Consider the following 15497-nt stretch of genomic DNA (forward strand, 5'->3'; position numbering starts at 1 on the left):
GCGCTTCGGAAGCAGGGGCCGGCCCGGCAGGGGCCGGCCCCTTCGCGTACGCCCGCGAAGAGGCGCGCACCGCGTGCCGGAGCGGATCTAACCGCACGTCCCGCCGTCCGCCGGAACCTTGCCGTCCAGCAGGTAGTCGTCCACGATCTTCGCGACGCACGTGTTGGACGGGCTGTAACCGCCGTGGCCCTCGCCCTTGTTGGTGAGCAGGATGCCGACGCCCTTGCCGAGGGCGTCCGCCATGCGGCGTGCCCCCTCGTACGGCGTCGCCGGGTCGCCGGTCGTGCCCACGACCAGGATCGGCCCCGCGCCCTTCGCGCTCGCGTCGGTCGTGTCCCGCTCTCCGGGCACCGGCCACTGCGCGCACCAGCCCGCCGTGTCCCAGGCCAGGAACGGGCCGAACACCGGGGATATCTTGCTGAACTGCGGCAGCAGCGCCTTCGCCTGCGCAGGCGTCGGGCGCTGTTTGGTGTCCGCACAGGAGATGGCCCGCTGCGAGTGGCTCTGCGTGCCGTAACTGCCGCTCTCGGTGCGGTCGTTGTAGGCATCGGCCAGGGCCAGCAGCTTGCTGCCGCGGCCACGCCGCTCCGCCTCCTCGAGGCCCTCGGTGAGATCGGGCCACATGCTCTCCGAGTAGAGCGACAGGACGATGCCGGTGAGCGCGAGGCTCTGATTCAGCTCACGGTCGTCGTCGGCGGGCAACGGCTTCCTGTCGATCCGCGCCAGCAGCGCCGCTATGCGCGCTGTGCCTGCCGCGGGGTCCTCACCTCTGCTCTTGAGGTAGTTGTCCAGGGCGCGCTGGAAGCCGGTGGTCTGGTTGCGCGCGTGACCGAACGCGTCCGCCGTCGGATCGACCACCGCGTCCAGCACCGTCCGCCCCACGTTGCCCGGGAACAGATGGGCGTAGGTGCCGCCGAGCTGCGTGCCGTACGAGATGCCGAAGTAGTTGAGCTTGCGGTCGCCCAGGACATGGCGGACGAGGTCCATGTCACGTGCGGCGTTCGCCGTGCCGACGTGTGCGAGGAGCTTGCCGGCGCGTTGCTCGCAGCCCTGCCCGAAGTCCTTGGCGTCCGCGAAGTAGGCCGCTTCCTCGGCGGTGGTGTCGGGGGTGAGATCGACCCGGGTCGCGGCATCCTCCATGCCCGCGTCGTTGCGGCAGATGACGCCCGAACTCAACGACACCCCCCGGGGGTCGAAACTGACGAGGTCGTAGCGGGAGTTGAGCTTCTCGTACTCCACGGAGGCGCGGGGGAGCGTACCGACGCCGGAGGCGCCGGGGCCGCCGAAGTTGAACAGCAGGGAGCCGAGGCGCTTGCCCTTGCCCTGTGCCGGGCGGCGGATCAGCGCGATGGAGATCGTCTCGCCGTCCGGGGCGCCGTAGTCGAGCGGCACCTTCACCGAGGCGCAGGTCCAGCCGTCCTCGCCCTCGCAGGGCTTCCAGTCGGGCCGCTGCTTCGCGAGCGCGTCGGGCAGCCCCTGCGCGGCGTCGCCCTTCTGCACCGGAGTGGCCGGCGGTGTGTCCCCGCCCTTGCCGCCCGCCTCTGGACCGCCGCCCGTGGCACAGGCCGTCAGCGCCCCGCCGGCCAGTGCCAGCGCGACGGCTGCCGCCACCGACCTCGTACGCAAGGACATCCCGGCCCCCCTGGAGAATCAACCGACCCGTTCCACTGATCCGCCATCCTAGGTGCCGCAACCGACAGTGACTCCGGGCCCCTGTGGAAGCGCGGCTACCGGCAGACGGTCCCGGCGGCCGGAACCTTTCCTTCCAGGAGGTACTGGTCCACCGCGCTCTGCACACAGGTGCTTCCGCCGTTGTAGGCGCCGTGCCCCTCGCCCTCGTACGTCAGCTCGATGCCGACGCCCTTGCCGAGTTCCTCCGCCATCGCCTTGGCGCCCGCGTACGGGGTCGCCGGATCCCCGGTGTTGCCGATCACGACGATCGGGGCCGCCCCCGGCGCGCTGACATCGGGCGTCTCCCACTCTCCGGCCACGGGCCACTGGCTGCAGCCCAGCAGGCCCCAGCCGAGGTAGTCGCCGAAGACCGGCGAGGTCTTGCGGAACTCGGGGAGCTGGGCCTTCGTCTGCTCCAGCGTGTACCTCTCCTTGAAGTCGACGCAGTTGATCGCCGCGTTGGCCGCCTGGAGGTTGCTGTACTGGCCCTCCCTGTTGCGGCCGTTCATCGCGTCGGACAGGGCGAGGAGCAGCGCGCCGTTGCCGCCGTCGGCCTCGTCGAGTCCCTGCTCCAGCAGCGGCCAGTACTCCTTCGAGTAGAGGGCCTGGGCGATGCCGTTGGTCGCCTGGGTCTGGGTGAGCATGCGGTCGCCCATCCCGGGGATCGGCTTCTTCTCCAGCCGGTTCTGGAGATCGATGATGAAGTCCTGGATCTCCTCGGGTGTGCTGCCCGGCAGCTGGCAGGCGTCGCCGCGCGCGATGCAGTCCTTGGCGAAGTTGGTGAGCGCAAGCTGGAAGCCCCTGGCCTGGCCGAGCGAGCCCTCCTCGGAGCTGCTGGTGGGGTCGACCACGGCGTCGAAGACGGCCCGTCCCACGTTCTTCGGGAACAGGTGCGCGTAGACGCCGCCGAGTTCCGTGCCGTAGGAGATGCCGAAGTAGTGGAGTTTGTCGTCGCCGAGGACCTGGCGCATCAGGTCCATGTCCCGGGCGGCGTTGACGGTGCCGACGTGCGGCAGGTCCACGCCCGAGTTCTCCTCGCAGCCGGAGTCGTAGGTACGGAGGTTGTCGGTGTACGCCTTCTCCTCCGCGGGGGTGTCCGGGGTGGCGTCCTGGGCGTAGTACGTGTCGAGCTCCCGGTCGCCGAGGCATTCCACGGGCTGGCTGCGGCCGACCCCGCGCGGGTCGAAGCTCACCAGGTCGTAGCGGGCGCGCAGCTTCTCGAAGTCGCCCGCCGCGGCGGGCAGGGTGCTGACGCCGGAGCCGCCGGGACCGCCGAAGTTGAAGATCAGCGAGCCGATCCGCCGGGCCTGGTCACGGGCCTTCGCCCGGATGAGGGCCAGTTCGATGGTGTCCCCGTCCGGCTGCGCGTAGTCGCGCGGCACTTCCATGAACGAGCACTCCCACTTGGTGCCGCCGGGCAGCGGCGAGGGAGCGGTGCCGCCGCCCTCCGCCTCCGAAGGGGCCGGGCACGGCTGCCAGTCCAGGGTCTGGGCGCCGAGGTCCCGGTCCCGTTCCTCGCCGCCGCTGTCGGCGTCGCCGTGGGAGCAGCCGGCGGTGACGAGGATCATGGAGGCGGTCGCGGCGGCGAGTACGGTGCCGGCGCGCCGGACGACGCCGCCGCGGCGCCACACGGCGTCTCGGCCGTCGTCGTCGCCCGCGGCGGTGCTGCCCTCGGGGCGGCCGGTGGGGGAGGTCGGCATGACCCCATCCTGCGGCGCGGCGCTGCGGTCCGCCTGTCGGCGGCGGACCGGACGGGTGAACGGCGCCCCGGACCTGCGGGACCGCCGGTCACGGGCGCCGTCGCGGAAGGACGCTTGCTACAGGGACCCCTTGCGGGTGAGCTGGTTGAAGCACACCCACCCCGGCAGCACCGGCAGCCACAGCGTCATCAGCCGGTACAGCAGCACGGCCGGAGCCGCGACCTCGAACGGCAGACCCACCGCGAGCAGACCGAACGTCAGCGCGCTCTCGACCGCGCCCACACCACCCGGCGTCGGCGCCGCCGACCCGAGCGCGTTGCCCGCCAGGAAGACGACGGCGATGCTGGCGTAGCTGAGCTGCTGGTTGCCGTTGTCGAAGGCCCGGATGGACGCGTCCAGACACATCACGAACGCACCGGTCAGCAGCAGCATCCCGCCGATGCCCGTGACCAGCTTCACCGGGCGCTGGAGCACGTCCAGCATGCGCGGCACCACCCCGACGAACAGCGACCTGAGCCGCGTCGCCACGAACTTCCGCATGAACGGAATGGCGGTCACCACCAGCACCAGGACCGCCACGGTCAGCAGGCCCGCGATGACCGTCCTCGACGGCGTGAGCGACGACGTCTTCTCCGTACCCGTGAGGTAGCCGAAGGACAGCAGCAGCAGGATGTGCGCGCCGAGACCGAAGAGCTGGGAGGCCCCGACGCTCGCCACGGCCAGTCCGGGCCGGACACCGGAGCGCTGGAGGAAGCGGGTGTTCAGCGCGACACCGCCGACCGCCGCCGGGGCGACGATCTTCACGAACGATCCGGCGATCTGCGCGACGACGGTCCGCACGAAGGACACCCGCTCCGGCACGAAGCCCAGCAGGCTCATCGCGGCCGCGAGGTAGCTCAGCGCCGAGAAGAGAACGGCGGCGGCGACCCAGCCCCAGTGGGCCTGCATGACCACGCTGAGATCGGTCTTGGAGAGCTGCGACAGCAGGAAGTAGGCGGCGAAGGCTCCGGCGATCAGACTGACCAGGGTGCGGGGCCTGATCCGTTCGAGCCGGGCCGGCTCGACCGGTGCCTGCGGCCGGATCAGCAGTATCTGGTGCCGGATCTGGGCGAGCAGATCCTCCTCGCGGGCCTCGTCGAGCGCCTCGTCCATGGCCCGCTTCTCGGCCTGCTTCTCCGCGCGCACGGACTTGCGGGCCGCCTTCCTGTCGGCCGCGGCGCCGGTGACGGTCTCCTCCGCCCTCGCCTGCCTGGTCGATTCCGTGGCCGCCAGCACCGCCTCGCGCTCGCGCTGCGAACGCTCCCGGGCGAGCCGTCGCAGCGTCGCCCGGGTGGAGCGGCTGAGCGCGATCGGCTGGAGCAGCGGAAGACAGTCCGCGACCGCGTCGGGACCCAGCACGTCGACCGCCGCGGCCACCGCGCGCTGGGCCCCCACCCGCAGGCCCAGGGTGGTCAGCAGCTGTGCGATGTCCATCCGCAGCACCACGTCACCGGCCGCGATCTCGCCACCGCGCAGATCGGTCAGCACGACGGTGCCGGAACGATCCACCAGAATCGCGTCCCCGGTGAGCCTGCGGTGGGCGATACGGCGCGACTGCAGCGCCCGCATCTGCCGGAACGCCCCGTGGACCACGTCGTCGGTGATCTCCTCGTCCGCCATGGAGTCCAGGGAGCGGCCCCCGAGGTGCTCGTACACGAGCATGACGGCGTCCGGTCCGAGCTCGGACGTGGCGATCAGCCTGGGCGCGTTGGCGCCGGCGGCGATCGCCGCGTACGCGAGCAGCGCCTCCTGCTCAAGGGCCTGGCGCAGCGACTGGATGGAACGGCGCGTGGTGATGCCTCGCAGCGTCAGCCTGCGCCACACCCGGTAGAAGTAGCCGTGCGCCTGCTGTTCACGGTCGACGACGGTGACGTCGAGCGGAGGGCCGTCCTCCAGGGTGACGAGGTAGCGGCGGCCGCGATCGCCCTGGTCGGCCGAGTCCGGTACGTCCTCGGCCCGCATCGCGGTGACCGGGCGGAAACCGACGTGGCGCAGGCCCGCCAGGAGGGTCTGGCCGGTCGGCCGTACATTAGGGGAGCCGACGGCGTAGAGCGTGCCGTAGGCGACGGTCCAGCCGATCAGCACGGTCAGGACGATCGAGAAGGGTGTGGTGTAGCCGGCGACGAGCATCGCGAAGGCGTCGAGCAGCAGCACGCCCCACAGCGCGACGCGCCAGCGGGGCCGTCTCGCCATGCCGACCGCGGTCATGTAGGCGATCACGGGGGCGAGGTAGCCGTGGACGGGGTCCGTGAGGCCGCCGCCCGCGGCGGGCTGGGTCAGCGCGTCCTGGATCTGGCCCGGCGCGGCCTTGGCGACCCAGAGGTCGGTGGCGAGGGTGACTCCGTGGGCCAGCACGGCGGCGAGGACGCCGTCCGCGATCCGCAGTCCGTCCCGTTTGATCAGCCGCTCGATGGCGAAGGCGACGGGGACCAGCAGGACGGCGATGCTGGACATCAGGCCGGCGACCTTGACCAGCAGGTCGGGGGCCTGGCCGGTGCCCTTGGAGATGTCCGATTCGAGACCGGTCGTGGTGCCATGGGCGAAGGCGGCGAGGGCGAGGACGACGGCGATCGCCAGGGTGCCGGTGAGCAGCCGGGTCAGGTCGGAGGGGCGGTGGACACGGGCGGGGAGGAGGGGCTCGTCCCTGGAGACGCGGTCGATGTGGGCCACGTCGTCTTCTCCGCCGTCGCAGGCTCCCTCGCCGTGCCGCCGGTCACGCTCTCCGTGCCGGTGCCCGGTGTCCGCGTGGCCGTGCTCGGGGTCCGCCTGCTCGGGGTCCGCCTGCTCGGGGTCCGCCTGCTCGGGGTTCGCCTGCCGGTGCTCGGTGTCCTCGGCGTCCTTGGGGTGCGAGGGGGCGGCGGGCGCCGTGCGATCCGGGTGATCCGAACGCTCACTGTGCGGTTCGGCGGCTTCCGGGCGTGACTCGGAGCCGGAGGTGCTCGCCGCCGCGGCGGGCTGCACGCCCAGTTCGTTCGTCGTGTCCGTCTCTTCTTGATCTCGTATCACCAGTCACCGCCCGGACGATGGTGGCACGGCGAACCGGCGGAGGGTGGCATCAGGGTGCGACGCGGGAGTGCATGGTGTACACGATGCACCTCTTTGTCCAGATGTGTCCCTTGAGTGGCTCTCGCGGTCCGCTGTCCGTGCCATGGTGCAAGATGGGCCGGATGAGCGAGGAAGTGCCGGAACTGCCGGAGTACGCGGAGCGGGTGCTCGAAGTCGCCGAGCACATCCCGCCGGGCCGGGTCATGACGTACGGGGACGTCGCGGAGTGGCTCGGTGAGGGCGGGCCGCGCCAGGTCGGCCGGGTGATGGCGCTCTACGGAGGAGCGGTTCCGTGGTGGCGCGTGGTCCGCTCGGACGGCGTGCTGCTCTCCGGCCACGAACTGAGCGCGCTGCAGCACTACCGCACGGAGGGCACCCCGCTGCGGCAGGCTCCGCGCGGCGCCGAGGACCATGTGCCGCGCCTCGACATGAGGCGGGCACGCTGGGACGGCGGCGCGCCCGCGGCGGCCACGACGGACGGAAGGGCTCACACCTGACAGCTTCCGCCATTCGGCGGTGCGATGAGTCGTCCGGGACTCGCTCGCGGCTTCCGGCCCGGTCCTGAGCGGACCGTCTGCGACGCGGTCGCCCGCGGGCGTAGCGTCGTCACCAACGCCGGCGGCGCCCTCCGCGCCACCGGCTCCGTCGACCACCGGCCGTCCAGGCAGCCACCGTCGTCCCGGCCGTCCGCGCCTTCGCGCCGGCCCCGTCGTCACCACCGTCAGCACACCCACCAGGACCGGCGATCCACGTGAGCTCCTCCTCTTCCACCGGGCGAACCCCGCACCGACGGGTACGGCAAGGGGCTTCCCCGCGCCCGCAGGAGCACAGGGGGAGGATCCCGGGCGCGTACCGACTGGTGCGTACCTCGCCGGGCCCGGTGGATCCCCCTCTCCTGGACGCGTCCCAGCGCGCGGTGGTTGACCATGAACACGGGCCGCTTCTCGTGCTCGCGGGGCCCGGGACGGGGAAGACCACGACGCTGGTGGAGGCGGTGGCGTCACGGATCGCGCGCGGCGCGGATCCGGAGCGGCTCCTGGTGCTGACCTTCAGCCGCAAGGCGGCGGTCGAGCTGCGCGACCGTACGGCGGTGCGGCTCGGCGGCGCCCGGGCGCCGCAGGCCACCACCTTCCACTCGTTCTGCTACGCCCTGGTCCGCGCGCACCAGGACGCGGATCTGTTCGCCGAGCCTCTGCGGCTGCTGTCCGGTCCCGAGCAGGACGTGGCGGTACGCGACCTGCTGGCGGGCCAGCTCGACCTGGAACGGGAAGGCCGCGCGGCGGCGGGCTGGCCCGCCGAGCTGCGGGCCTGCCTGACCACACGCGGCTTCGCGGACGAGGTACGCGCCGTACTCGCCCGGAGCCGTGAGCTGGGCCTCGGCCCGGACGCGCTGGCGGCCTTCGCCAGGCGTACCGGACGGCCCGACTGGAAGGCGGCCGCGGCGTTCCTCGCCGAGTATCTGGACGTCCTGGACCTGCAGGGCGTCCTCGACTACGCCGAACTCGTCCACCGCGCCGCGCTCCTCGCCGAAGGGCCGGGGACGGGGGAGCGGCTCGCCGAGCGGTACGACGCCGTCTTCGTCGACGAGTACCAGGACACCGACCCGGCCCAGGTCCGGCTGCTGCGGGCACTGGCCGGGGGCGGCCGCACGCTGGTCGCCTTCGGCGACCCCGATCAGTCGATCTACACGTTCCGAGGCGCCGATGTGAACGGCATCCTCGACTTCCCGGGAACCTTCCGCCGCGCCGACGGGCGCCCGTCCCCGGTCGCGGTCCTCACGACGTCCCGCCGCTCGGGGGCCGAGCTGCTGTCCGCGACCCGCGTGCTCACCCGGCGCATGCCGCTGACCCGGCTGCCCTCGGACAAGGTCCGCGCGCACCGGGAGCTGGCCGCGGTCCGCGCGGGCGGCCGCGTCGAGGCGTACACGTACCCCACCGCTTCCACGGAACTCGACAACATCGCGGACATCCTCCGCCGCGCCCACCTGGAGGAGGGCGTCCCGTGGAACGAGATGGCGGTCCTCGTCCGCGCGGGCAACCGCAGCCTCCCCGCGACCCGCCGCGCCCTCACCTCGGCCGGCGTACCGGTCGAGGCGGACGGCGACGACATCCCCCTGCGTCACGAGCCGGCGGTCACACCCCTGCTGACCGCACTCCGCGTGGCCGCCACGCCGACGGCGCCGGCCGCTGCGGGGGACGGTGCCGGATCCGGCGGGCAGCCGGTGGCCGCGGGGGATGGTGCCGGATCCGCCGGGCAGTCGACGGCCGCGGGGGATGGTGCCGGATCCGCCGGGCAGCCGGTGGCCGTGGTGGATGGTGCCGGGCAGTCGGTGGCCGCGGGGGACGCCCCCGGTTCGGCGGGGCAGCCACCCGAGGAAGGGCAGCACGCGGGTTCCGCCGGGCAGCCGGTGGACGCGGCGGTGCCGGAGCCGTCGCCGACCGTGGAGCCCACGGGCCCGACCGCCCCAGGTGCCGTGGGGTCCGCCCCCCGGACTCCCGGGGGCGCACCGGAGCAGGAGACCCAGCTCGGTCCCGACACCGCCATCGCCCTGCTCACCTCTCCCCTCGGCGGCATGGACACGGCCGACCTACGGCGTCTCGGACGCGCCCTCCGCGACGAGGAGCGGGCCGCGGGCAACCGCGTGCCGCCACCCTCGGACGTGCTCATCGCCCGCGCTCTCGCCGAACCCGAGCGGTTCACCGCCCACGACCCCGCCTACGCCCGCGGTGCCCAGCGGCTGGGCGTGCTGCTGCGCAAGGCGCGCGAGCTCCTCGACGGCGGGGGGACCGCGGAGGAGGCACTCTGGGAGCTGTGGACCGGCACCCCCTGGCCGCAGCGCCTGGAGCGGGCCGCCCTCCGCGGTGGCGCGGCCGGCCGCAACGCCGACCGCGACCTCGACGCCGTCTGCGCCCTGTTCGACACCGCCGCCCGCGCGGAGGAGCGCACCGGCGGCCGCGGCGCCCTCAACTTCCTGGAGGAGCTGGAGGCCCAGGACATCGCCGCCGACACCCTCAGCCGCCGCCCCGAACGCCCGGCCGCCGTCCGCCTGATGACCGCCCACCGGTCCAAGGGCCTCGAATGGGGCCTCGTCGTGGTCGCCGGCGTGCAGGAAGGGCTCTGGCCCGACCTTCGCCGCCGCGGCTCCCTCCTCGAAGCCGACCGCATCGGCCACGACGGGCTCGCCGAACCCCTCACCCCGGGCGCGCTCCTCGCCGAGGAACGCCGACTGTTCTACGTCGCCGCGACCCGTGCCCGGGACCGCCTCGTCGTCACCGCCGTCAAGGCACCCGCCGACGACGGTGACCAGCCCTCCCGTTTCCTCACCGAACTCGGCGTCGAGACGCGCGACGTCACCGGCCGCCCACGCCGCCCGCTCGCCGTGGCACCCCTCGTCGCGGAACTGCGCGCCACCACGGTCGACCCCGACGCCTCCGCCGCGCTCCGCGACGCCGCCGCCCGCCGGCTCGCCCGGCTCGCCGCGCTCACCGACGACGAGGGCCAGTCCCTCGTGCCCGCCGCCCACCCCTCCCGCTGGTGGGGCCTGTACGACCCGACGCACAGCGGTGTGCCCCTCCGCGACCGCGACCACCCCGTCACCCTCTCCGGCAGCGCCCTCGACCAGCTCGCCAACACCTGCGCGCTCCAGTGGTTCCTGGGACGCGAGGTCAAGGCGGACGCTCCCGCCACGGCCGCCCAGGGCTTCGGCAATGTCGTCCACGTCCTCGCCGACGAGGTCGCCTCCGGCCGTACCCCCGCCGATCTCGACGTCCTCATGGAACGTCTCGACTCGGTCTGGGACGCGCTCGCCTTCGACGCCCCCTGGAAGTCCCAGCAGGAGAAGGGGCAGGCGCGCGTGGCGCTCGAACGCTTCCTCCGCTGGCACGTCATGGACCGCGGCGGCCGCACGCCCGCCGCGACCGAGCACGACTTCGACGTGACCCTCGAAGCGGGCGCCTACGAAGTACGGATCCGCGGCTCCATGGACCGCGTCGAACAGGACGAGCAGGGCCGCGCGTACGTCGTCGACTTCAAGACCGGCAAGCAGGCGCCGACCAGGGACGAGGTCGCGCACCACCCCCAGCTCGCCGTCTACCAGCTCGCCGTCCGCGAGGGCGCCGTCGACGAGGTCTTCGACGGCCGCCGCCCGGCTCCCGGCGGCGCCGAACTCGTCCAGCTGCGCCGGCCCGCCCCTCAGAAGGAGGGCGGGGAGAGCCTCCCGCGCGTCCAGTCGCAGGAGCCGCTCAGCGGCGAATGGGTCGGCGAGCTGCTCGCCACGGCCGCGGGCCGCGTCCTCGACGAACGCTTCACACCGAGCACCGGATCGCAGTGCGACCACTGCGCGTTCCGCTCCTCGTGCAGTGCCCGGCCCGAGGGGCGTCACGTCGTCGAATGACGGCGGACACGTCGTCGGACGACGGCGGACCGGCCGAGGAGAGCACCGCTTCGCCATATGGCGTGAATCACGCTCTTGCCGTGCATCCATTCGGGTGCTTGGTGAGTCCCACGGTCGGCATAAGCGAGAGATAAAGCTCAGAGGAAATGGGGACACGGTGACCAACCGGAAGATTCTGGTCACGGCGGTGCTGTGCGCGACCGTCGCCGTCGGTCTGACTGCCTGTGGTGGCGAGAAGGACAAGGGCGGCGCCGACAAGCCGGCGAGTTCCGCCCCGTCGCCCAAGGCGCCGGTGGACCCGTTCGCGGGCCTCACGGCGGACCAGATCGCCGACAAGTCGCTGGACATCACCAAGGCCGCCGACTCCGTCAAGGTCAAGGGTCTCGACTCCTCGGAGAAGGACCCGATGGAGTTCGACCTCGCCATCTCCGAGAAGGGGGACTGCGGGGGCACCATGGGCTCCAAGGGCGCCAAGGCGGAGATGCGCAAGGTAGGCGGCCCCATGTACATGAAGGGCGACGACAAGTTCTGGGAGCAGTCGCTCAAGGAGGACGGCTCCTCGGCCGAGGAGATCGCCGCCGTGAAGGAGCTGTTCAAGGGCCGCTGGATCAAGATCCCCGCCGAGGAGGTCGACAAGGAGGAGATGGGCGTCCTGTGTGACTTCGACGCCCTCCTGGAACCTGCGGACAGTGCCAAGACCGGCCTTACCAAGGGCGCGGACGCGGATGTCGACGGCAAGAAGGCCGTCGTCCTGACCAAGAAGGACGGCGCCGAGACGTTCACCTTCTACGTGGCCAAGGAAGGCGAGCCCTACCTGCTGAAGTTCACCAGCGAGGGCGGCAAGGAGCCCAAGTCGGCGGCCTTCTCCGACTTCAACGCCCCCATCACGGTGACGGTTCCGCCCGCCGACCAGGTCGTCGACCCCTCGAAGCTGGGCGGCTGACCCCGCGGGCCGGCACGGACGGGGACCACGGGCGGCAGGCGCTGTCAGCGGTCCCCGTTAGCCTCTCTGGGGTGTCCGCACGCATCACCGACCCCGAGCAGCTCAAGGAGCTCCTCGGCATCCCGTTCACCCCGGAGCAGACGGCCTGCATCACCGCACCGCCCGCCCCGCAGGTCATCGTCGCCGGAGCCGGTTCGGGCAAGACGACGGTGATGGCCGCACGAGTGGTGTGGCTCGTGGGCACCGGGCGGGTCGCCCCCGAGCAGGTCCTCGGTCTGACCTTCACCAACAAGGCCGCCGGAGAGCTCGCCGAGCGCGTCCGAACGGCCCTGGTACGGGCCGGAGTCACCGACCCGGACACGATCGACCCCGACAACCCGCCGGGCGAGCCCCGAATCTCGACCTACCACGCCTTCGCCGGACAGCTCCTCACCGACCACGGCCTGCGCATCGGCCTGGAGCCGACCGCGCGGCTCCTCGCCGACGCCACCCGCTTCCAGCTCGCCGCGCGAACGCTGCGCGAGGCCCCGGGGCCGTACCCCGCGCTGACCAAATCGTTCCCCACCCTGGTCAGCGAACTGCTCGCGCTCGACGCCGAGCTGGCCGAGCATCTCGTGGCCCCCGAGGACCTGCTCGCCCACGACTCCGGGCTCCTGCGCACCCTGGAGTCCGCCAAGCTCACCAACGCGGATCTGAGGAAGGTCCCCGAGGCCGCGGCCGCCCGCCGTGAGCTGCTCGACCTCGTCGTCCGCTACCGCGCGGCCAAACGCTCGCGCGACCTCCTCGACTTCGGCGACCAGATCGCCCTCTCCGCGGAGCTCGCGCGCACCCGCCCCGAGGTGGGCCGCATCCTGCGCGACGAGTTCCGGGTGGTCCTGCTCGACGAGTACCAGGACACGTCCGTGGCCCAGCGGCTCCTGCTGTCAGGACTGTTCGGCGGGGGCAGTGGCCATCCCGTCACCGCCGTCGGCGACCCCTGCCAGGCGATCTACGGCTGGCGCGGCGCGTCCGTGGCCAACCTGGACGACTTCCCCGACCACTTCCCCTACGCGGACGGCGGCCCCGCCACCCGCTACTCGCTCAGCGAGAACCGGCGCAGCGGCGGCCGCCTCCTCGGCCTCGCGAACGGCCTCGCCGAACCCCTGCGCGCACGGCACGAAGGCGTCGAGGCCCTGCGCCCCGCGCCGGGCGCCGAGCGCGACGGCTCCGTACGGATCGCGCTGCTGCCCACCCACGCCGAGGAGATCGAGTGGCTCGCCGACTCGATCGCCCATCTCGTCCGCACCGGCAAGGAGCCGGGCGAGATCGCGGTCCTGTGCCGTACGGCGGGGGACTTCGCGGGGATCCAGGGCGCCCTCGTGGCCCGGGACATCCCGGTCGAGGTCGTCGGGCTCTCCGGGCTGCTCCATCTCCCCGAGGTCGCCGACCTGGTCGCCGTCTGCGAAGTCCTCCAGGACCCGGGCGCCAACGCCTCGCTCGTGCGGCTCCTCACCGGACCGCGCTGGCGCATCGGCGCCCGCGACCTGGCCCTGCTGGGGCGCCGCGCCCGTCTCCTCGTCCACCGCGCCAAGGACGACGGGGCGGATCCAGACGAGCGGCTCGCCGCGGCCGTCGAAGGCACCGACCCGGCCGAGGTGATCTCGCTCGCCGACGCGCTCGACACCTTCCTGGAGCAGGCCGGAGCGGACGACGGGCTGCCGTTCTCCGCCGAGGCCCGGATCCGCTTCGCCCGCCTCGCCACCGAACTGCGCGAGCTGCGGCGCTCGCTCGCCGACCCGCTGATGGACGTACTCCACCGCGTCCTGGGCGCCACCGGCCTGGACGTGGAGCTGTCCGCCTCACCGCACGCCCTGGCCGCCCGCCGCCGTGAGACGCTCGCCAACTTCCTGGACATCGCGGCCTCCTTCGCCTCGCTGGACGGCGAGGCGACCCTGCTCGCCTTCCTCGGCTTCCTGCGCACGGCCGCGCAGTACGAGAAGGGCCTCGACAACGCCCTGCCCGGTGGGGAGAACACGGTGAAGGTGCTCACCGCCCACAAGTCCAAGGGACTGGAATGGGACGTCGTCGCGGTCCCCGGACTGGTCGCCGACCAGTTCCCCAGCACCCGCTCCCGGGAATCCTGGACCTCCCAGGCGAAGGTCCTGCCCCATGTGCTGCGCGGTGACGCCGACACCCTCCCGGACGTCACCTCCTGGGACGCCAGGGGCCTCAAGGCGTTCAAGGAGGACATGAGGGACCATCAGCACACGGAGGAGCTCCGACTGGGCTATGTGACCTTCACCCGCCCGCGCTCCCTCCTCCTCGGCTCGGCCCACTGGTGGGGTCCCACCCAGAAGCGCCGCCGCGGCCCCTCCGCCTTCCTGCACGCCCTGTACGACCACTGCGCGGCGGGTTACGGCGAGATCGAGGCCTGGACCGAGGAGCCGGAGGAGGACGCGGAGAACCCGGCCCTCCAGGAGAAGGCGGCCGAGCAGGCCTGGCCGCTGCCCCTTGACCCGGCGGCGCTGGCCCGCCGCCGCGCGGCCGCCGACCTGGTGCTCGCGCACCTGGACTCCGCCGCGGCGCAGGCGCCGGGCCGGCTGCACGAGCCGGAGCGACGGGGCGACGGGGAGCGGTTGCACGAGCCGGAGCCGTCGCACGAGCCGGAGCCGTCGCACGAGCCGGAGCCGCCCCTGGACGATCTCTGGCCGGAGGACGAACAGGCGTGGGCGGACGAGCAGGCGGCCTGGTCGGAGGAAGAGACGTGGGCGGGCGAAGAGCCGTGGGAGACCGAGCCGGCCTCCGGTGTGGACCATCCTGACGCCGAGGACGCCGAGGACGCCGAGGACGCCGAGGACGCCGAGGACGCCGAGGACGCCGAGGACGCCGAGGACGCCGTGGACGGTGCAGGCGCGTTCGCGCGGTCCGGTGAGGCCGGTGCCCGGCCCCGCCTGCCCGCGCAGCGCGCCGAGCCCCTCGCGCCCGAGGACGCCAGGGCCATCGCCTCCTGGGACCGCGATCTCGAAGCCCTCGCCGGAGAGCTCCGCCGTGTCCGCGCGTCCGTGCGCGACGTGCCCGTACCGGCGTCGCTGTCCGCCTCCCAGCTGCTGCGGCTCGCCGCCGACCCGGACGGCTTCGCGCAGGAACTGGCGCGCCCCATGCCCCGCCCGCCGCAGCGGGCCGCCCGCCGTGGCACCCGCTTCCACGCCTGGGTCGAGTCGCGCTTCGAGGAGCTGCCGCTGCCCATGCTGGGGCCCGACGAGCTGCCCGGGGGCGATCCGGACGAGGCGGGGATCGCCGACGAGCGCGACCTCGCCGTGCTCAAGGAGGCCTTCGAGCGCACCCCGTACGCCCACCGCGTCCCCTACCGGCTCGAGGCGCCCGTCCAGCTCACCCTCGCGGGCCGCGTCATCAGGGGCCGTATCGACGCCGTCTATCGCGACGAGGCCACGGGGGCGTTCGAGATCGTGGACTGGAAGACCAGTCGTGCGCGCGACGCGGACCCGCTCCAGCTCGCCGTCTACCGCCTCGCATGGGCCGAGCAGCACGGCCTCCCGCCCGATTCCGTCGCCGCCGCCTTCGTCTACGTGCGCACAGGAGAGGTCGTCCGCCCCGACGGCCTGCCCGGCAGGGCGGCCCTGGAGCGCGTTCTCCTGGCGGACCGCGTGCCCGAGCCGGTCCCCGACCGGGCGGCCGGAGGACCCGCCCCCGGAGCCGGATAGGCTCA

7 protein-coding genes are annotated in these 15497 nt (G+C 73.1%); 4 read left to right on the forward strand and 3 right to left on the reverse strand.

Annotated elements, in window-relative coordinates:
• Positions 1–87 precede the first annotated feature (87 nt).
• The 3 genes from ACIQMR_RS30270 to ACIQMR_RS30280 form a co-directional block, all read right to left on the reverse strand.
• Positions 88–1632, reverse strand: a complete 1545-nt coding sequence (locus ACIQMR_RS30270; protein WP_401393874.1) for an alpha/beta hydrolase — start codon at positions 1630–1632, stop codon at positions 88–90.
• A gap of 95 nt (positions 1633–1727) precedes the next feature.
• A complete protein-coding gene (locus tag ACIQMR_RS30275) occupies positions 1728–3371 on the reverse strand; it encodes an alpha/beta hydrolase (RefSeq protein ID WP_401393877.1) in 1644 nt (547 codons plus the stop codon).
• A 117-nt stretch (positions 3372–3488) separates the two neighbouring features.
• A complete protein-coding gene (locus tag ACIQMR_RS30280) occupies positions 3489–6080 on the reverse strand; it encodes a lysylphosphatidylglycerol synthase domain-containing protein (RefSeq protein WP_401394063.1) in 2592 nt (863 codons plus the stop codon).
• A 497-nt stretch (positions 6081–6577) separates the two neighbouring features.
• Between ACIQMR_RS30280 and ACIQMR_RS30285 the strand changes: the two genes are divergently transcribed.
• The 4 genes from ACIQMR_RS30285 to ACIQMR_RS30300 all read left to right on the forward strand — a co-directional run bounded on the left by ACIQMR_RS30285 (position 6578) and on the right by ACIQMR_RS30300 (position 15492).
• Complete coding sequence (locus ACIQMR_RS30285; protein WP_401393879.1) at positions 6578–6952, forward strand: MGMT family protein; 375 nt, start codon at positions 6578–6580, stop codon at positions 6950–6952.
• Positions 6953–7206: 254 nt separating this feature from the next.
• Entirely contained in the window at positions 7207–10848 is a 3642-nt protein-coding gene (locus tag ACIQMR_RS30290) for an ATP-dependent helicase (protein WP_401393882.1), read from the forward strand.
• A gap of 157 nt (positions 10849–11005) precedes the next feature.
• Positions 11006–11791 carry a hypothetical protein gene (locus ACIQMR_RS30295; RefSeq protein WP_401393885.1) on the forward strand — a complete coding sequence of 262 codons (786 nt, stop codon included), beginning with the start codon at positions 11006–11008 and terminating at the stop codon, positions 11789–11791.
• A gap of 71 nt (positions 11792–11862) precedes the next feature.
• The gene (locus tag ACIQMR_RS30300; RefSeq protein ID WP_401393888.1) at positions 11863–15492 is read left to right on the forward strand and encodes a UvrD-helicase domain-containing protein; all 3630 of its coding nucleotides are present in this window, start codon (positions 11863–11865) and stop codon (positions 15490–15492) included.
• The last annotated feature ends 5 nt before the right edge of the window (positions 15493–15497 follow it).

The sequence above is a fragment of the Streptomyces sp. NPDC091376 genome, from assembly GCF_044757085.1.
In the GTDB taxonomy this organism is placed as follows: Bacteria; Actinomycetota; Actinomycetes; order Streptomycetales; family Streptomycetaceae; genus Streptomyces; species Streptomyces pratisoli.